The organism is Psychrobacter sanguinis, from assembly GCF_020736705.1.
GTDB lineage: Bacteria > Pseudomonadota > Gammaproteobacteria > Pseudomonadales > Moraxellaceae > Psychrobacter > Psychrobacter sanguinis.
The window spans coordinates 2,399,674-2,418,259 of sequence record NZ_CP085990.1 but is presented as its reverse complement, the minus strand read 5'-3'; the positions used below and the strand labels follow the sequence as shown (position 1 = coordinate 2,418,259).

The following is an 18,586-nucleotide window of genomic DNA, read 5'->3' as shown; positions in this document are numbered from 1 at the left end:
ATCGTCATCTGCTTTAGGGTGATTTAGTGTCTTTTTTTTGAGTAATGCCGAGACGCTTGAGAGCTTTTCCTATGCCTCTGTCGCTACAGTTAAATCGCCTTGCTCGTTCATAATGATAGTCATCAGGATAGGCTTTGACATCTGCTATAAGAGCATCGTTGTCTATCTTACTGGGGATTCGTTTGCATTGTTTGCGCTCAAGCCGTTTCTTCCAGTTTTGTATACTGGTTGGGCTAATTTGATACTCTTCGGCTAACTCTCGAAAGCTGTAGCCTTCGTCAAGTTTGCTAAGAATCATTTGTCGGTAGTCTTTTGAATATGCCATAAGTTTTAGTGTACCACTTTATTCGTTCTTTGACTATACTAGGGCTTAAGATAAGACCTCCTCACTTTTAATTTAGTAAGCCTTCGCTTTAGCAAGGTTTAAAGAGCTATTATTAATTAATCATTGTTTATAATTAAGCTAATCTACGGTGACCATTTTGTGACTACAGCTGAATAATTGAATAAGAAGGTATCGTAAAAAAAATTAGCGAATTTAAAACGAGCACAATCAAACTCAACTATAAATTTAAACCCCGCAACCTTAGCGCATTACCAATTACAGAGACCGACGATAGACTCATTGCAGCTGCTGCTATCATAGGACTGAGTAGTACACCAAAGAAGGGATAAAGTAAGCCGGCAGCAACTGGAATACCTAATGAATTGTAGACGAATGCGAAAAATAGATTTTGTCTGATATTCTGCATGGTCGCTTCACTTAATTTATGCGCTTTGGCAATACCCATTAAATCTCCTTTGATTAAAGTAATGCCTGCACTTTCCATAGCGACATCTGTGCCAGTACCCATCGCAATACCAACCGTGGCTTGTGCTAATGCTGGCGCATCATTAATACCATCACCAGCCATTGCGACAGTGAGTCCATTACTTTCAAGCTGTTGTACAATGCGTTTTTTATCTTCAGGTGATACATCCGCATACACCTCATCAATTCCAAGTTTTTTAGCAACGGCTTGTGCGGTAACCTCATTATCACCGGTAAGCATAATAACTTTGAGGTTCTCGCTATGCAGAAAATCAATGGCGTCTTTGGTGCTGGTTTTGATAGGATCAGAAACAGAAATCAAGCCAGCAGGCTTATTATCAATGGCCACAAACATCACCGTTTCACCATCGCTACGGCGCTTGTCAGCTTGATCGGATAACGCCGAATCATAGCTATTCAAGTGTTTCATCAGTTTGTCATTACCAATCGCAACGTCATGATTATTTACGCTCGCTTTCACCCCTTCTCCGGTAATAGAGTCAAAGTTTGTTGCAGTAGGTAGATTCAGATCACGCTCTTTGGCGGCCTCAACAATAGCAGTAGCAAGTGGGTGCTCACTCGACGCTTCGACAGCGGCAACCAAAGCCAGAATGTCATCTTCTTGCCAACCTGAGCTGACATCAATAGAAGTCAATTTAGGCTTACCTTCAGTCAATGTGCCTGTTTTGTCGACAACAATGGTATCAACCTTTTCCATGCGCTCTAATACTTCAGCATTTTTGATTAGCACCCCATGTTGAGCGCCTTTGCCGGTACCCACCATGATAGACATGGGTGTGGCCAAACCCAATGCACAAGGACAGGCAATGATAAGCACCGCAATGGCATTAACAAGAGCATAAGCCAGCGCTGGCTCTGGACCAAATATTGCCCATACTATAAAGGTAATAACCGCAGAGACAATCACCGCTGGCACAAACCAACTCGATACTTTATCGACTTGTCTTTGAATTGGTGCCTGACTGCGCTGAGCCTCACTAACCATTTGTACAATCTTGGATAACACGGTATCCTGACCAACCTTTATCGCTTCAATTAGCAATGTGCCTGTACCGTTTACCGTACCACCAGTTACACTGTCATTAACTGATTTTGAGACAGGCATTGGCTCACCGGTGACCATGGATTCATCAATACGACTCTCACCGTTAATGACCAATCCATCAACAGGTACTTTTTCACCGGGTCTAATGCGTAGTTTGTCGCCTGTCTTGACCTCTTCAAGTGAGACCTCAACTTCTTGACCTTGTTCATCGACACGTCTGGCAGTTGGTGGCGCAAGCTCTAGCAATGAACGTATAGCCCCAGATGTTTGACTACGTGCTCGTAATTCCAAGACCTGCCCTAACAACACCAACGTGGTAATCACTGCTGCTGCTTCAAAATAAACACCTACCTGACCTGAGTGATCCTTAAAGCTTGGCGGAAAGATATCAGGAAAGAAAGTCGCAACAATACTAAACAGATAGGCTGCACCTGTACCAATGGCAATTAAGGTGAACATATTGAGGTTCATGGTCTTAATCGACTGCCAGCCTCTTATAAAGAAAGGTTTAGCGCCCCACACCACAACAGGTGTGGCAAGAACTAATTGAATGATATTAAGCCCTTTATTAGAGATACCATAATCTGCCAAAATGCTATTTAGATTGATACCAACCATTTCACTCATGGCGATAATAAACAGCGGAACGGTGAGTACAGTACAAACCCAAAAGCGTCTGGTCATGTCATCGAGTTCAGTGGTGTCTTCTTCCTCTAGCGAGACAGTTTCAGGCTCTAATGCCATACCACATATCGGACAGCCACTGTTTTTGACATCTCGTACTTGTGGATGCATTGGGCAGGTATAGACGGTGCCTTCATAATCATCTGGAACGAGATTGTATTTACTGTTTTCAATCTCACTACTGCTTGGCGTATCAATGCTGTGACTTGAGCCGTGATGCGAGTCATGATTATGGCCATGTGCCTGCGTATCACCTTCTGCCTTAACCTCATGCTCAGGTTTTAGGTGCATGCCACATATAGGACAACCATTGTCTTCAACCTCCCTAACTTCAGTGTGCATCGGACATACATAAACCGTGCCCTTGTAATTGTCCGGCACTCTATTGTATTTATTGCTCTCATGATTATTATCGGAATGATTGTGATTCATGGAAAATCTCCTAATTGTGGCATCAGAAACTAAAGCATAGCTCTATAGAAAAGGCGTATCAGCTGTAAATGGGGACTAATCTTTATTGAAATAATAGTTAAGCTAGTCGTCTGTCTTAATACTATATAGCCTATTATTTTAATTCCTCAATCAGCGTTTGCATTTCTTTAATTTCACTCTCTTGAGCGCTGATAATATCATCTGCCAGCTTTTGCACTCTTGGATCTTCAATATTGGCACGCGAGCTGGTCAAAATAGCAATGGAGTGATGTGGAATCATCGCCTGCATCCAGTCAACCTGATCCACGGTTTGCTGAGAGCGTACACCCCAAATCCCCACTGCAAATAACAGCACACTAATTCCATATATGGCCAGATTCAGCTTAGTCTTTTTATACATGTTGCCCATAAAGGCGAGCATTAATACCGCCATACCCGCCCCCATATATAATGCCATATAAGCTCGGGTTTCACTAAAATAGACGTGATCCCAAGCATAAGTATTGAAGTACATCATCACATACATCACTAATGTTGAGGTGACAATCATCAGAGTGAACTTTAAATAGGGGTTCATGCCAGAATCTGAATGCTGCTCATTGTGCTGTTTTGCGTGTTCCATTGTCGTCTCCTATTAATAGATATTAGAACCAGAAACTTAACCCTGCTATCACACTGCTTGAGTCTACTGATTTTCCATGTGCTCTATGTTGGCCACGGTTTGCGCCCAGTGCGGTTTCATAACTGACACCAACATAAGGGGCCACTTGGCGATTTAGAGTTTCATAAGTGAGCCGTACTTTAGCTTCTAATTCGTTAAACCCTCTAACAATATGCTGTTTATCATCGTCCTTAACAAAAGCCGTTATTTCTGCTTCAGGGATAACCACCCAGTGCTGACTCAAACGCCACTCATACTCCGCACCGGCATTTAATCTGACCTGCCCATTCGAGTACCAATAACTATTGGCAGTGGTTTCGATAAAATATGGTGCCGTACCCTCAATACCCAGCATAAGCGCGGCGTCATCCATCACTGTATCATAGGCCACACCGACATGGGTGTTCCAAAAAGTGCTGGTCGGTTGCCAATAAGACAGTGACGTTAGGCTGTCAATATCATTGTCGCCTTCTGTATCGACCCTGCCCTCAGTCTTTATTACTAGACGCTTCTCATCACTACCATACCAAGCATCAGCTTCAAAGTTAACCATGTCTTCATCAAAGTCATACCCCAAGTCAGAAACAGACACGCCCCACATTGGCATGTCTCCCATCATCATGGGTTGGCCGAATTTGCCATAGCCGATTCCATTTGAATAGTCAGAGCTGCGCGCATCCGTAGGTGCTTTGCCACCTTGCATACTCGACATATCCATTGAACTGTGGTCCATACCTGACATATCCATCGAGCCATGGTCCATATCTGACATATCCATTGAGCTATCGTCCATATCCGACATATCCATTGAACTATGGTCCATGCCAGACATATCCATCGAGCTGTGTTCCATATCAGCATGGCTCATTGTCGCCATTGGCTCCGCCGCAATCGCCAGTGAGGGCGCTAAATATAACAGGGAGACCAATCCTAGATAGTGGTAACCTGTGTTGTGTGTTTTCATTGTCTTACCTTTTGCAAACCTGCAGGTTAATGTGAATTAGATAACGGCAACTTCACGGAACATGCCAGCTTCCATGTGATACAGCAAATGACAATGCCATGCCCATCGGCCTGCTTCACCTGTGACATCGAAACTAATCTTTTGCGCCGGATGAACCAACATGGTGTGTTTTCGTACCTGAAATTCACCGGTAGCCGTTCTCATATCACTCCACATGCCATGCAAATGCATCGGGTGCATCATCATGGTGTCGTTCACCAGGGTGATTCGAACACGCTCGCCCGGCTTGATATTTACCGGTTTAGCATCGGCAAACTTAACCCCATCAAATGCCCAAATATAACGCTCCATATTACCAGTCAAATGCAGCTCAATTTCACGGGTCGGCGCACGCTGTTCAGCAAAGATATGCTCATCAACGCTGCTCAAACGATCATACGTCAGGACATCGCGCTTAATATTACGCAAATTAATACCTGGATCATCTAAATTAGCACGCGGCATATCGACACGCATGTCCGTTTTAAAGTCATATTCGGTGCGAGCGTGTTTGGCATGAAAACCATTTTCCATATCCCCCATCATGTCTGCCATGGTTAGCCATTCAACGCCGTCCATCGCAGGAACAGCGGCACGGACATTGTCTTTGGTCGCCAGTGTTGCGGTCACATAACCGGTGCGATCCACATTTTGGGCAAAAATGGTATGTGCTTCTTGAGTTGGTGTGACAATCAGATCAAAGGTTTCAGCCACCCCGATACGAAAATCATCAATAGACACTGGATCGACATCAATACCATCGGTGGCAACCACGGTCATTTTCAGACCCGGAATGCGCACATCAAAAATAGTCTGTGCAGACGCATTAATAAACCTTAGTTTTATCGCCTGACCTGCTTTGATCTTTTTATACCAAGCATCATCAGAGGCTCTACCATTTATTAAATAGGTGAAAGTGTTTTCGCCGGTCAAATCACTAAAGTCTGTCGGCATCATGCGCATCTGATTCCACATCTTGCGCTTGTCCATCGCCGTTTTTAAATCGGTTTGGGCAATGTCTGCCAACAGCTTTTTGAAATCTGGCAGATGATAGTTATCAAAGTCCGCACGCTGCTTTAATAGCTTTAACAAGGTGTGCGGATTTTTATAGGTCCAATCGCTTAACACCACCACATGGTCTTCTGCCACAGGGTGACGCTCACGGCCTTTAGGCTCAATCACAATCGCCCCAAACATGCCAGTTTGCTCCTGGAAGCCTGAATGTGAGTGATACCAATAGGTGCCGGATTGTTGCAATTTAAAGGTATAAGTAAAGGTGCTTTTAGGCGGGATACCATCAAAACTAATGCCGGGGACGCCATCCATTTCATAAGGCACAATCAGACCATGCCAATGAATCGAAGTGGTTTCTTCCATCTCGTTGTGCACACGAATCGTGACCGTCTCGCCCTCTTTCATCTTCAAAGTGGGCGCAGGTAGGGAATCATTAATCAACGTTGCCGTCGTGTTTCGCCCATTAATAACTACCGGCATTTTTCTGACATACAAGTCAAATTCATTGCCAGTTAGTATCTGCGTTTCCTTAGCAGCTGGATTATAGTCACTTTTAAACTCAGCGCCTGCCCACGCAGGTGCAATCATTGCTGAGCCTGCGACGATTCCTGCACCAGAGAGAAACTTACGTCGGTTGAGGTTGTTAATGTTATTCATGAGAAAACCTAATTCAAAAAGGTGGTTTAATGCATCTTTTCTTTATGTGATGCTTTTTAATGGCCATTTTCGTTGTACTTTTTGATTTACAATTGCTGTTGAGGTGTATCAACTGCCGCAAATTCTTCATATGAGCCATCTTTGTTTAATTGAAAGATTTTGTATGGCATAAACTTGCCCTTATATTCCATACCAGGACTACCAACCGGCATACTCGGTACGGCCAATCCAATGGCTTTACTTGGTGGATTTTCTAAAAACTGTGCCATAAATTTGGCGGGAATATGACCCTCAAACACATAGCCGTCATTGGTCACTGTGGTGTGACATGAGCGCATTTGTTGTGGCACCGCATATCTGTCTTTTACGACCGATAAGGCTTCTGGATGCTGATAGGTAGACTGCAAGCCAGCTTTATTCGCATAGCTAATCCACTCGGTACAACAGCCACAGTTGGCATCTTTATAAACACTCGCCGACACGCCCTGTAATAGCGGAGTACTGTGCTGATTGGTTTGCGTAAATGACGTGTTTGCTTGAGACGGTGCAACTTCTGCTTCTGGTGTCTGTGCGTTGGCAGCAGACTCAACCCTAGGCTGAGTTTCCGTTTGGCTGGGCGAGCTACACGCCGACAAGGTAGCCACAATAGCAAATAGCACAGAACTGCCAAAAACCCGTTTGCGACAGCAACGAGTGGTTTTATGGCTTAAGCCCTTATCCAAATCTGAAGAAAAATGACCTTTTAGTTTCATACCATTACCTTATTGATTTTAAAAATTGCCTTGATAGTAAAACTTGCTAGTAAAAATAGGCATTATCATTAAAGGATAATGCCTACTAACGATTGCTTTCTATAAATATATTGCTGTCTATCACTGTATAGATACTCATTCAGCACGACGATGAACAGCACTGACAAATATTACTGAGCTGTCTCACTGTCAAAAGCATCCCTCATCACCACATCATCAAATCGAGTGGTCAGGATGGCGTATTGATTGCTATCAAGCTCTGGCAGTTCTCTAATAAAAGCAACCATATCCCAAATTCGCTTGTCATCATGTGACGCACCCCATGCTGGCATGCCCGAGGCCATAATGCCATGCTTAATAGCCCAAAAGCCTTGCTTCGCGCCTGCATCAGTAGCAAAACGGCTAACAACATTAGCATCTGTAAAATTAGGCGGCCTTGGATATAAACCCGTGCTCAAATCCGTTTGCTCGACACCCGGTGATAAATGACAGCTGGCACACATATCTTTATAGTCGGCACCGCCTGCACTAATGCTTGCTGCTTCATCCAGCTTTGGTACGTCAATATCACGGCTAGCATGTTCAATAGAGCTGATACGTGCTTTTTCTAACAAACCATACACCAGCGGACTGTGCTCATGATCTGCGCCTATATTGATGCGGCCATTAAATACGATGACCGCCATGCCCACTGCTAACAGCAATAAACTACTCACTATTCCTAGCAAAAACTTCATTTACTGCCTCTCATTGCAAGTATTTGCTCGGTGATTAATTAGTGTTGCATGCCTGCGTGATCTGCCTTATCAGACTGATCGCCTTGGCTTACACAGTGTTTGGCATACATCTGCTTCATCTTGCTCATGTTGGCCATCATGGACTTCATTGCCGGATCATTCATATCCATTTTGCTATGGTCCATATTTTTCATCATTTGCATGTGTTTACCCATTTTTTCACAGTTCATTTGATCATTTTTGGCATGCAATTTAGGATCATGAGCCATAGCAGTGGTCGCGATGGTGAAAGCAGTCGTTGCCGCTAAGAAAATTTTAAGAGATTTCATTTAAGTCGCCTTGAGTTATGTATTTCTGATGCAGATTAATAAATAGTGTTGCAGCAGAATCTTTTAAAAGAATGTCGTTTGGCGTTAAATCAGGCTTTAGACCTATAGATAAACATCATTAAAACACCATCTGACTTTCATCATATCGTTTTGCAAATGACATCAACATGACACCAACATTACAAATTTGTCATCTTGGTCATTACATATTTTAATGTTGCACGTATTGGTCTAATATGACGTCAGCATTCTCATCACGGTCTTTGCCATACTTTTGCACAAAATTCTTTTCTGCTTGCAGATATTGATCATCATGCTGCACTTGCGTTTTCATTCTGGCATAAACATAACTCTGCATTTGAGCGTCGGAAAGCTTGACATCATTATGATCTAGGTTGCGAGCAAACTGAGTGAGTTTGTCTGGGTTGTTTAAGATAGCAGCAGTTAAAGGTGTGCTATGTGCATTGGCTGCCGAAACCCCAGTAAATGCTGAAACCGTTAATAAAATTATTGCGCTAATGACATTGTGCTTTTTCATAAAAACTCCGTTACATTGAAAGGATGATTAAACACAGTGATCTGTTCTATCATGACAACCACTGCCTTGGGATTTACAAACAGAATACATCCACAATGCTGACAGAATCCTGACGCACCAATGACAAATTCGTCATGCAGATGACAATAATGTCATGAGTCTTATTATCCAGTAGCTAACCCAGTAACGTATGATTAGCTAGGGCTGTTGTAAGGCAGACCTAATTTCAAAACACGCCAAAGCATTGAGTGAGCAGGCCACTGTTAATGATTAAACCCTTGAGGAATCAATGAAGATTTTATTAGTAGAAGATGAAGTCACGCTGGGCGAATACATAAAAAAAGGCCTAACTGAGGCAGGCTTTCTGGTTGATCACAAGCTAAATGGCTTGGATGGCTACCATGCGCTAATGTCTGAAACCTATAATGTCATCATTATGGATGTGATGCTGCCTGATATTAGCGGTTTTGAACTGGTCAAAAACTACCGTGCTGCAGGTCATATCACGCCTGTGCTGTTTTTGACCGCTAAAGATGATTTAGAAGACCGTATTAAAGGCATCGAGATTGGTGGAGATGATTATCTGACTAAGCCTTTTGCTTTTGCCGAACTGGTGGTGCGTATAAAAAATTTACTCAGACGTGCTAATCAATCGGAATATTTAAATACCCAACTTAAAATAGCCGACTTAACCTTAGATCTCGCTAAACGCACTGTACACAGAGGTGGAGTCTCTATTCAGCTGACCTCAAAGGAGTTTGCCTTATTGCAATTTATGTTGGAGCGAGAAGGCGAAGTGTTGCCGCGCTCAGTCATTGCCTCTCAGGTGTGGGATATGAACTTTGATAGTGACACTAACGTAATTGATGTGGCGATTAGACGGTTGCGAGTAAAAATTGATGAAGGGTTCGATCTAAAGCTGATTCATACTGTACGTGGCATGGGCTATAAGTTGGCCAATGAAATCAGTTAATAAATAGCCATCCATTATATAAGCGGATAAACCTATATTTTATGAATATTAGAATTTCATTACTTTGGCGAACGGTTATATTGCTCGCTATATCTGTGGTGATGTGCCAAATTTTGATGTATTTCTGGATACAACGCTCTGTAAACAGCCATTTTGAAGTCATGGACGCAGAGATATTGACTCATGCCGTATTTAACTTGCGTAAATCTAGCGAACTTACAGATTCTGGAAGTGATAACAGCGAACTAACACACCGTCATAATGATGGGTTGGACTATGATATTAAAGTATTTCGCTTTAACAATAATGGAAAACCTATTATCAGTGAAAGTCAAAACCCTAACCTATCTAATAGGATAGAGGGCGTAGATATAAAGGCAATCAATATACTCGAATTGATGAATAAGCATAGGGATGAACAGTTCGAATTACAGCTAAATAATCGACCTTATCGAAGTATTATTATCAGAAACAATAACCTTATATATCTATTGGCTCTACCTATTGATGTACATCATCTATATTTAAATCAGTTCTCATTACAGCTTAAAGTTATATTAGCGGCCATAACGCTGTTACTGCTGTTTATTGCAGCCTTTAGTGTCTATTGGGGATTTTCTCCGTTAGCTACTTTCATCCAAAAAATGAAAACCATTAACTCCGAGCAGCTCGGTGAGCGTATTACAGTTTCTGATATGCCCAGTGAGCTACGTCAACTCGCAGAGTCTTATAATATAATGATGAGTAAGCTTGAAGACAACTTTGAGTCTTTATCTCGATATTCTGACAATATTGCTCACGAGTTACGCACCCCGATTGCAACGCTAAGCACTCAGACCCAGGTTATGTTGAGTAAGCCTAGACAGATTAATGAGTATATTGAACAACTGCATCATCAACATGAAACACTCGAGCATTTATCCGAGGTGATTAATAACATGCTGTTGCTAGCCAAAACTCAAAAAGGACTTACTCAGGAGCAGCTAAAAAATGTAGATATGGATAGTTTGATAAATCAACTTATAGAATATTATGAGTTACTAGCTGAAGATAGAGGGATACATATTATAAAACGAGGTAGTTTTTCAGCCATAAAAGGTAATAAAGAGTTACTTCAACGCCTGTTTTCAAATCTAATTTCAAACGCCATTTATTACTCTAAAAACTATAGCACTATTCATATATCTGCTCATCTCAAGCAATCGAACAACCAGTTAAATCATTCAGAGGAAGATCTTGCTGAATTTGGCAATGAACTAAAGTCTTCTTGCATACCAGTGCTTATAATCATTATCGAAAATGAAATGCTTGAACCCATGACTGAAAAGGATACCAGTCTATTATTTGAGCGTTTTTATCGACACTCTAGTAAAAATACAAACAGTGCGGAGATAACTCAGCATTCAGGTACAGGACTAGGACTGTCTATCGTGAAATCTATTGTGAGCGCACATGGTGGTAGTATCAGTATCTCTGTCAATGAAGATAGTATTTTTACAGTTGAGTTAATTTTTCCAATTAAGAGTGACTAGTATTTACACTGTAGCTATGCCCTTAAAGTAAGCATCCGACCATCCCATCTTTTTTTCTATTAAAAAATGCGAGATAGTGTCCACGAACAAATAATCGTGGACACTAACATGACAACACAACCCCCTAATAAACCCAAACGCAGAACTTACAGCGGCGAGTTTAAAGCACTTTTAGTAAAAGAAGCGACAGACTCAGGTCGATCAATTGCCAGTATCGCTCGAGAGCATGGCATCAACCAAAACCTTCTACATAACTGGAAACGCCAGTATCAGCGGGCACATGCTCAAGCTGACACATTACCTGGCGCTATAAGCAGACCAGATGATCCAACAAACCCGCACTTTATTCCAATTCATCTTGAGCCTGAAGGTGCGCATCTAGGCTCAGCCTCCGTCATACAAAACATCAAACTGCAAATCACAGCTGCAAGATCTGGGGCGATAAGCCTCAACATTGCCCAAATAGACACTCAAAGCTTGATTGACCTACTACGAGGACTGCAATGATACCCATCACTCACATCTGGCTATCCACCACGCCCATGGACATGCGATGTGGTAGTGGCAAACTACTGGCCTACATCCTCACCGAGCACCAAAGCATTCGCCCTCACTGTGCCTACCTGTTTTACAACAAAGCAGGCACACGCCTAAAAGTATTCATTCATGATGGGCTTGGCGTATGGCTTTGTAGCCGTCAGCTCGATGACAATAAATTTCATGGCTTAACCAAACAGCTTGCCACCACTCAAACTGGCATCAGCATCAACCGTGAACAATTTAATGCCTTAATCAGTGGACTGCCTTGGCGTAACATGGGCAAAGATAAATTAACCCCCATCCTATAAATAGCAGATGACAGGCAAATAAAACTCTGGCAACATATCGCCATGACTGTTGCCAACTTATCCGACTTATCAAAAGTGACCCCTGCCGTCAAATCCGTACACCTAAACTTGGGAGATTTTAATTACGCAGCCTGACGGTAGAAATCAACCCAAACCTGTCTTGGCGATCTCATACCTAAATCTTGCTGAATCCTCGTTTGGTTGTAATCTAACTCAATATATTTGATGATACTGTTAATAGCCTCAAATCGAGTTCTATAATTATGATGATATACCAACTCATTCTTTAAGACGCCCCAGAAGCTCTCTATTGGTGCATTGTCGAAACAATTACCTTTCGCACTCATTGAACCTTTAAAACCGTGTTTACTGATGATTGTGCGATAATCATCGCTACAGTACTGACTACCTCTATCTGAATGCACAATAAGACCTTGGCTAGGTTGTTTATCCTTGATCGCTTTATTTAAGGCCTTACAGACTAAATCAGCCTTCATACGTTTATCGATAGCGTAGCCAACCAATTCTTTGGTATACAAGTCTTTAACACCTGCCAAATAAAGCCAACCCTCATCTGTCCAAATATAGGTGATATCACTGACCCATGCACAATTAGGACGATTGACGCCAAATTGTTGTTTAAGCAAATTAGGATAGATTCGCTTGTTATGGCCTGAGTCCGTTGTCACTTTAAAGCGCTTATGACGTCTACATTTGATGTCATGTTCTTCCTTGATACTACGTACCATATACTTGCTGACATCGTGCCCTTGTTCACTTAAGTGTGCGTGTAGACGCTGATAACCATATCGCTCTTTAGTCTCACTGTGAGCAGCTTTAACAAGTAGCTCACAGTGATTACGATGTATTTGCTGAGTACTGATATCACGCTTCGTCCAGTCATAGTAGCTTGATGGTTTGATATCAAGGATTTTACACATGCTGGTAATGCTAAATTCATATTTGTGATGGTCAATAAAGGCGTACCTTACTGACCGTTCCTTGCAAAGTACGCCGTGGCCTTTTTTAGTATCTCTCGCTCTTCTTGTGCAATCTTTAACTCTCGCTTTAAACGCTTATTCTCTTCAATAACGGCCATTAATTCAGAATCAAACTGTTTAGTACCTTTGAGCTTACCTTGATTAGCTTTCCGTTGCCAATTAGCTAGCGTTTGCATTGGTAGCCCTAACTGCCTTGCTGTGGCACTGACATTGCCACCATTATTTTCTATTGCTTTGACCGCTTCTGCTTTAAATTCTTCACTATATCTCTTAACTTTCTTAGTCATGGTAAACTCCTATTTGTCTTCTTTAGTTTACCAAGCTTTTGTCTACGGTTTTTTCAGCATACATCAGTGGCCTATATGGATTACGATGAGTATATGAATGCCGTTGAATGCTGGGGGATGGAAAAGATTATCTTACCCGCTTTTGTTTTTGAAGCGCCGACCAAGTGTTAGCGAATAGACCTAACAGATAGCCTGTACCCCTGCTTTGATGGCCTAATAAGCTTTGAAGCACCTACGAAAGATGATCCATCTTTCTATAAATTTTATTAGCCAAAAGCTTTAGCCTTAAAGCTTTTGGCTATACTTCAATTTAGCTCTCCCAATTAAGCGGTTATCTTAATATGATGAATGAGACAAATGCTTAGTTCACTACCCAAATCGTCTTGGTTTGGCAGTACTGCTCAAGCGCCTCAAGCCCATTGTCTCGGCCACCAAAACCAGATTGCTTATAACCACCAAACGGAGTGGTAATATCGCCTTCAGAGAAGCCATTGATAGAGACTGTGCCGGCCTGAATCTGATTTGCCACCCGAATGGCTTGTTTCAAATCTTTGGTATAAAAAGAGGCTGCTAAGCCATAACTGCTATCATTGGCTAATTTAATCGCCTCTTCTTCTGTTTCAAAGCTAGTAATGGCAAGAATTGGACCAAATACCTCTTCTTTGAAAATAGACATTTGTGAATCAACATTATCAAAAACAGTAGGTTCAATATACCAACCACTGCCTAGAGTATCGTGAATCTTACCGCCGGCAACAAGTTCACCGCCCTCTTCCAAAGTCTTATCAAGATAGCCTTTCACTTTTTCAAAATGGGCTTTCTCAATCATGGGTCCGATAGATACTGCCTCTTCTCGAGGGTCCCCCAACTTCCATGAATCCAAGCCTGCGATAAGCTGCTCAATAACTTGCTGCTTATGACTGCTGTGCACCAACAAGCGAGAGCCACAGCTACAGTTTTCACTCATGTTCCAGAAGGCAGCTGATAAGATATTATCAATCATATCTGAATTTATCTCGGCCTCCTCGAAAACGATTTGTGGGCTTTTACCACCGCACTCTAGCACCACTTCTTTTAGGTTACTTTTTGCCGAATAAGTTAGGAACAATCTGCCTACTTCAGTTGAGCCCGTGAAGGACACCATATCAATATCCATATGCTGTCCGATGGCCGCGCCTACTATTTCTCCACGTCCACACACCATTTGTAAGGCTGCTTTGGGTATACCGGCTTCATAGGCCAGCTCAACCATACGATAAGCCGATAATGACGTCAGCTCAGCAGGTTTTACGATGACGCTATTTCCCATGATAAGAGCAGGAGCAACTTTCCAAGCAAACATCTGGGCGGGGAAGTTCCAAGGCAGCACCACACTCACCACCCCAATAGGCTCTTTAACAATCCACGATAAGGCATCGCTACCAGTCGGCGCCACTTTACCAAAAACTTTATCGATAGACTCTGCATACCAGTCAAAAGTTTCGATAGTCGCCGGTAAATCCGTGTTTAAACATTCGGTAATAGGCTTGCCAGCATCGATGCAGTCTAATGCCGCAAGCTCTTCAAGGTGCATCTCCAATAACCTTGCCCACTTTTGCATGCGACGTTTGCGTTCAGCAGGCGGCAACTTACGCCATTCACCATGATTAAATTGCTCACGAGCTGAGACAACCGCAACATCCACATCTTCTGCTGTGGCATCAGCGATATTACCAATGACACTATTGTCAATTGGAGTGGTGTTTTCTACGGTTCTTGTTGAAGATGCTCCTTCAATAAGATTGCCTGCATATAATTGCTTGTCTTTGGCAAGTTGAAAGACTTGTTCTTTGGTCAAAGGTTGATTGTTAGCGGACATAGTGGCTCCAAATCATAATACAGCCTACGAACTTATAAATGGTTACGCTGTTAACCTCGCTAAGCCTACGCCAGTAGTACTTGTACTTGGTTGCCTTGTCACCTATTTAAAGTTCTCTGACTATAGTGTTAAAAGAAATACGATCGAAAGAAATACGATGAAGAGAATGATTCATAGTGTTATAGATAGTGCTATAGACTCCATGCAATTTTTTATTCCTTTACTAACTTATCATATGGTTAAATTTCATATTTCAAAGTTTTTAGATGACGTATGCTAGTCTAGCAACTAAATCGAAGTGAGGGTGTTATGACATTGCAAATAGAACAACTAAGTCCCAATATTGGTGCACTCATTAAGGGATTTGATTTCAGCCAACCGATGACAGATGAGACTAAGCAACAAATTACGGATGCTTTATTACAGCATCAAGTAATCTTCTTTAGAGATCAGCCTATTACGCCGACCCAACAAGTCGACTTTGCCAAACAATTTGGTACTTTGCATATTCATCCCATTTTTCCGCATGCCGAAGAAGCGCGAGAAATCGTCGTGCTGGACAATCATCAGTTAGACCTAACAGACAACTCAATCTGGCATACCGATGTGACCTTTATTGAGAAGCCACCTCTAGGTAGTATTTTGGCTGCCAAAAAAGTACCTTCAATCGGTGGAGATACCACTTGGTCAAGTAGCTATGCAGCTTGGGAGGCTCTGTCCCCTGCCTATCAGCGTATGTTAGAAGGGCTTACTGCCACGCATGAATTTGTGAACTCATTCCCTCTTGAAAGGTTTGGCAACACCCCAGATGCTCATAAAAAATGGATACAGGTGCAGCTAGAAAACCCACCGGTTACTCATCCTGTGGTTAGAACACATCCGGTTACTGGGAAAAAGCTAATTTTCGTCAACGAAGGCTTTACCAGTAAGATTAACGAGGTCTCTCCTGCTGAAAGCAAATCGATCTTAAGCTTCCTATATCAACACATCGCCAAACCTGAATTTACCATTCGTTGGCATTGGCAAAACAATGATATCGCTTTTTGGGACAATCGTGCCACACAGCACTATGCCGTAGGCGATTACACCAAAGAGAGTCACCGTATTATGCATAGAGCGACGGTGAATGGAGATAGACCGGTTTAATCTAATATTGATTGCTTAATTAGTTAACTGCTTAATCGTTTTGCCCGCTATGAGTTTTAACAGTTAGTGGTTTTGATAGCGACTGGCTTTACTAGTTACTGATCTTAATAACAACTGGATTTGATAGTTATAGTTCATGAAAACTGGTAATAACTATTAATCATTTCGATGACAGTTTTTGAAAACATTAAGAGCCTTGAGTCATTTCACTATGAAAGACTGCAAGGCTCTTTTTTTAGCCTAACCCCTTAATACTCTGAGATTTAATTTAACGATACGTTTGGCTTCGACTTATTCAAGAATAGATAAACCATGAGTCCTAAAACACACCATAAAATAAGAACATAGTACGAAGGCATAGTGATATTTGAATCAAAGAATGGGGTTAATAAGAATACTAAAAAGGCAAATGAGACCAGCACACCCATAATACTAATAAATTTACCTGTACCCGTTTCAGCAATTTTATAAGCACACACACAGGTGACTAAGTAAGCGATTGACGCCCCTACAGAAGATAAATCTACAAACCATAGTAAGGCATTACGACCTAAGAATGGCACCATCAACGAACAGCCACCAATGAAAAAGATAATCCATTTTGGGATATTAATGCTTCCGCTGCTAGTCTCAGCATTCTCAACAGTTTCAACGTTTTTAGTGGCTCTAAGATCTGCATCACTTTTGTTATTTAGAGACTGAGTGCCGATATCATAGTCTTGACTCATGCTCAGCACCAAACGACTCGAACCTATAAAGAAGCCATTTAATCCAGATATGACCGCACCAAACATGGCCACGCCCAATAAATAGAACAGACCATTACCCACCAGTGTTTTCACTGCCTGTCCCGTTTGCCATGAGACCGCATCAAGCTCGGTGCTATTCACGCCCAAAGCAGTAATCAGATTTAACACGTTATAAATTAAGGCACCAATGATAATCGCTAGCAACGTCACTCTTGAAACTGTTTTCGCCGCAATCCTATGGTCCCCTGCCAGCTGAGCAACGGTATCAAATCCTATGAAAGCCCACGGAGCGAAGGCAATTATGCGAATAATAGAGGCGGTATCGATAGTACCCAAGTTGCTTTGTAGGTTTTGTTGTTCTACCTCACCAATACTACCAAAGGTAAATAAGGTGATTACCATCAGCGAGAAAACCAAAGTGAAGACGCAAATCTTTTGAGCCAACGCAGCATCTTTTAATCCGCGTAAATTAATAATAATGAAGAAAATAATGATCGAAAGAGAAACCAAGACATCATTGCTAAAAACCTCATAGCCTGACACCGTATACAACAAGCTGCCTTTTGAATAAGAAGGAAATACCTTATCAAGCACCATGGGTACGGCTGTGGCATTTAGCGGAATAATCGATATATAAGCAAGTAACAATCCCCACCCAGTGACAAATGCTGTCTTCTTACCCAATAGGTCATTCGCAAAGCTATACTCTCCGCCTGATTTGGGCACACGCTCCATGACCATTGAATAGCTTTTTTCTATAAATACCAACATAAAGACGGCAATGGTAAAACCAATAGCCGTATTTAACAGTCCATAGTCTTTGAGAAAAACATTACCCGGTAATACAAAAGCACCCCAACCGATAACTGAACCTAATGCTACTGAAAATATTTCTTTTTTCTGTAATTTATGAGACATCTGTTGTTCCTTTATCGCCAAACAGGCCAGTCCGCTATTTAATTACCTTAGCAGGGTGCTAAAGTCTCAAGTCAGCAGTGAGTTAAAAGAGACACCTATTGGTAAATGGGTTTGTGATAGATGAGCGTGAACCATAAATTATATTCGATGCACCAATCCTCACTTATATAGTTAATTAGACTAGACTTATTCTTTATTGCTGTTCGTCTTCTAATTGACCTTCTTAACAACATCATTATCCCAAGTAGAATGAACTAATAGCTAAAAACAGAACAAGCAATTATTCAAGCAACTACTGAAGAGACTAGCCGAGCTTAATGACCCTTCAAACTCATCTATAAATCATTGGTATTATGATTACTCCACCTTTAACTAAACGCGTGTTAGCGACAACGATTATTCAGTTTTCGTTGTAAAACTTCTCTCCTAAAACACATACCAAACGACACATTATTGTCATCGCAATACAGTTATTTTTATGCCACGATATTAAAGTGGTTATGTTTATTATTACTATAATTATTAAACGGTTACCTATAAAACCACCTATGAATTTGGCTTAAATTAAATTTTAATGGACCTCCTTTTAG

At 41.8% G+C, this 18,586-nt stretch carries 17 protein-coding genes; 5 read left to right on the top strand and 12 right to left on the bottom strand.

All coding sequences use genetic code 11. The annotated features are described in order from the left end of the window. Nucleotides 1–13: 13 nt before the first annotated feature. The 9 genes from LK453_RS10245 to LK453_RS10205 all read right to left on the bottom strand — a co-directional run bounded on the left by LK453_RS10245 (nucleotide 14) and on the right by LK453_RS10205 (nucleotide 8,684). Complete coding sequence (locus LK453_RS10245; protein ID WP_201535551.1) at nucleotides 14–325, bottom strand: IS630 transposase-related protein; 312 nt, start codon at nucleotides 323–325, stop codon at nucleotides 14–16. Between the two features lie 238 nt (nucleotides 326–563). Beyond that, on the bottom strand, nucleotides 564–2,993 hold the full coding sequence (locus LK453_RS10240) for a copper-transporting P-type ATPase (RefSeq protein WP_007395005.1): 2,430 nt from the start codon (nucleotides 2,991–2,993) through the stop codon (nucleotides 564–566). 133 nt (nucleotides 2,994–3,126) lie between these two features. Next, entirely contained in the window at nucleotides 3,127–3,615 is a 489-nt protein-coding gene (locus LK453_RS10235; RefSeq protein WP_007395006.1) for a DUF305 domain-containing protein, read from the bottom strand. 22 nt (nucleotides 3,616–3,637) lie between these two features. After that, nucleotides 3,638–4,618 (bottom strand): copper resistance protein B, encoded by a 981-nt coding sequence (locus tag LK453_RS10230; protein ID WP_201538396.1) that lies wholly within the window; start codon nucleotides 4,616–4,618, stop codon nucleotides 3,638–3,640. Between the two features lie 36 nt (nucleotides 4,619–4,654). Then, on the bottom strand, nucleotides 4,655–6,328 hold the full coding sequence (locus LK453_RS10225) for a copper resistance system multicopper oxidase (protein ID WP_007395008.1): 1,674 nt from the start codon (nucleotides 6,326–6,328) through the stop codon (nucleotides 4,655–4,657). A gap of 86 nt (nucleotides 6,329–6,414) precedes the next feature. Next, complete coding sequence (locus LK453_RS10220) at nucleotides 6,415–7,080, bottom strand: DUF411 domain-containing protein (RefSeq protein WP_201538398.1); 666 nt, start codon at nucleotides 7,078–7,080, stop codon at nucleotides 6,415–6,417. 170 nt (nucleotides 7,081–7,250) lie between these two features. After that, nucleotides 7,251–7,817: a c-type cytochrome gene (locus tag LK453_RS10215; protein WP_007395010.1), complete on the bottom strand. Its 567-nt coding sequence runs from the start codon at nucleotides 7,815–7,817 to the stop codon at nucleotides 7,251–7,253. Between the two features lie 38 nt (nucleotides 7,818–7,855). Then, nucleotides 7,856–8,146 (bottom strand): hypothetical protein, encoded by a 291-nt coding sequence (locus tag LK453_RS10210; RefSeq protein ID WP_007395011.1) that lies wholly within the window; start codon nucleotides 8,144–8,146, stop codon nucleotides 7,856–7,858. 211 nt (nucleotides 8,147–8,357) lie between these two features. Then, the gene (locus LK453_RS10205) at nucleotides 8,358–8,684 is read right to left on the bottom strand and encodes a hypothetical protein (RefSeq protein WP_007395012.1); all 327 of its coding nucleotides are present in this window, start codon (nucleotides 8,682–8,684) and stop codon (nucleotides 8,358–8,360) included. A gap of 289 nt (nucleotides 8,685–8,973) precedes the next feature. On the opposite strand from LK453_RS10205, the gene LK453_RS10200 reads away from it, so the two are divergent. From LK453_RS10200 to tnpB, 4 genes are all read left to right on the top strand, one after another. Continuing rightward, the gene (locus tag LK453_RS10200) at nucleotides 8,974–9,657 is read left to right on the top strand and encodes a heavy metal response regulator transcription factor (protein ID WP_007395013.1); all 684 of its coding nucleotides are present in this window, start codon (nucleotides 8,974–8,976) and stop codon (nucleotides 9,655–9,657) included. Nucleotides 9,658–9,698: 41 nt separating this feature from the next. Next, a complete protein-coding gene (locus LK453_RS10195; protein ID WP_201538400.1) occupies nucleotides 9,699–11,189 on the top strand; it encodes an ATP-binding protein in 1,491 nt (496 codons plus the stop codon). A 108-nt stretch (nucleotides 11,190–11,297) separates the two neighbouring features. Further along, entirely contained in the window at nucleotides 11,298–11,696 is a 399-nt protein-coding gene (locus LK453_RS10190; RefSeq protein WP_201538732.1) for a transposase, read from the top strand. Next, entirely contained in the window at nucleotides 11,693–12,037 is a 345-nt protein-coding gene (gene tnpB, locus LK453_RS10185; protein WP_115342990.1) for an IS66 family insertion sequence element accessory protein TnpB, read from the top strand. Before LK453_RS10190 ends, tnpB begins: the two co-directional genes overlap by 4 nt. Before the next feature lie 122 nt (nucleotides 12,038–12,159). Here the strand turns inward: tnpB and LK453_RS10180 are convergent. After that, nucleotides 12,160–13,325 (bottom strand): IS3 family transposase gene (locus LK453_RS10180; protein WP_201542363.1). Its coding sequence is split into 2 segments (ribosomal slippage): nucleotides 12,160–13,067 and nucleotides 13,067–13,325, totalling 1,167 coding nucleotides; the frame shifts between segments, so codons are not numbered across the junction. 361 nt (nucleotides 13,326–13,686) lie between these two features. Beyond that, the gene (locus tag LK453_RS10175; protein ID WP_007395020.1) at nucleotides 13,687–15,183 is read right to left on the bottom strand and encodes an aldehyde dehydrogenase; all 1,497 of its coding nucleotides are present in this window, start codon (nucleotides 15,181–15,183) and stop codon (nucleotides 13,687–13,689) included. 309 nt (nucleotides 15,184–15,492) lie between these two features. On the opposite strand from LK453_RS10175, the gene tauD reads away from it, so the two are divergent. Further along, on the top strand, nucleotides 15,493–16,329 hold the full coding sequence (gene tauD / locus LK453_RS10170) for a taurine dioxygenase (RefSeq protein WP_201534864.1): 837 nt from the start codon (nucleotides 15,493–15,495) through the stop codon (nucleotides 16,327–16,329). Between the two features lie 263 nt (nucleotides 16,330–16,592). Here the strand turns inward: tauD and LK453_RS10165 are convergent, their stop codons facing one another. After that, nucleotides 16,593–17,996 (bottom strand): APC family permease, encoded by a 1,404-nt coding sequence (locus LK453_RS10165; RefSeq protein ID WP_044298327.1) that lies wholly within the window; start codon nucleotides 17,994–17,996, stop codon nucleotides 16,593–16,595. Between the last annotated feature and the right edge of the window lie 590 nt (nucleotides 17,997–18,586).

Bases quoted from the DNA above. Each gene is read 5' to 3' on its own strand.
- tauD (WP_201534864.1), top strand. From the start codon at position 15,493: ATGACATTGCAAATAGAACAACTAAGTCCCAATATTGGTGCACTCATT.
- LK453_RS10215 (WP_007395010.1), bottom strand. From the start codon at position 7,817: ATGAAGTTTTTGCTAGGAATAGTGAGTAGTTTATTGCTGTTAGCAGTG.
- LK453_RS10195 (WP_201538400.1), top strand. From the start codon at position 9,699: ATGAATATTAGAATTTCATTACTTTGGCGAACGGTTATATTGCTCGCT.
- tnpB (WP_115342990.1), top strand. From the start codon at position 11,693: ATGATACCCATCACTCACATCTGGCTATCCACCACGCCCATGGACATG.
- LK453_RS10220 (WP_201538398.1), bottom strand. From the start codon at position 7,080: ATGAAACTAAAAGGTCATTTTTCTTCAGATTTGGATAAGGGCTTAAGC.
- LK453_RS10240 (WP_007395005.1), bottom strand. From the start codon at position 2,993: ATGAATCACAATCATTCCGATAATAATCATGAGAGCAATAAATACAAT.
- LK453_RS10205 (WP_007395012.1), bottom strand. From the start codon at position 8,684: ATGAAAAAGCACAATGTCATTAGCGCAATAATTTTATTAACGGTTTCA.
- LK453_RS10210 (WP_007395011.1), bottom strand. From the start codon at position 8,146: ATGAAATCTCTTAAAATTTTCTTAGCGGCAACGACTGCTTTCACCATC.
- LK453_RS10165 (WP_044298327.1), bottom strand. From the start codon at position 17,996: ATGTCTCATAAATTACAGAAAAAAGAAATATTTTCAGTAGCATTAGGT.
- LK453_RS10175 (WP_007395020.1), bottom strand. From the start codon at position 15,183: ATGTCCGCTAACAATCAACCTTTGACCAAAGAACAAGTCTTTCAACTT.
- LK453_RS10235 (WP_007395006.1), bottom strand. From the start codon at position 3,615: ATGGAACACGCAAAACAGCACAATGAGCAGCATTCAGATTCTGGCATG.
- LK453_RS10245 (WP_201535551.1), bottom strand. From the start codon at position 325: ATGGCATATTCAAAAGACTACCGACAAATGATTCTTAGCAAACTTGAC.
- LK453_RS10200 (WP_007395013.1), top strand. From the start codon at position 8,974: ATGAAGATTTTATTAGTAGAAGATGAAGTCACGCTGGGCGAATACATA.
- LK453_RS10230 (WP_201538396.1), bottom strand. From the start codon at position 4,618: ATGAAAACACACAACACAGGTTACCACTATCTAGGATTGGTCTCCCTG.
- LK453_RS10190 (WP_201538732.1), top strand. From the start codon at position 11,298: ATGACAACACAACCCCCTAATAAACCCAAACGCAGAACTTACAGCGGC.
- LK453_RS10225 (WP_007395008.1), bottom strand. From the start codon at position 6,328: ATGAATAACATTAACAACCTCAACCGACGTAAGTTTCTCTCTGGTGCA.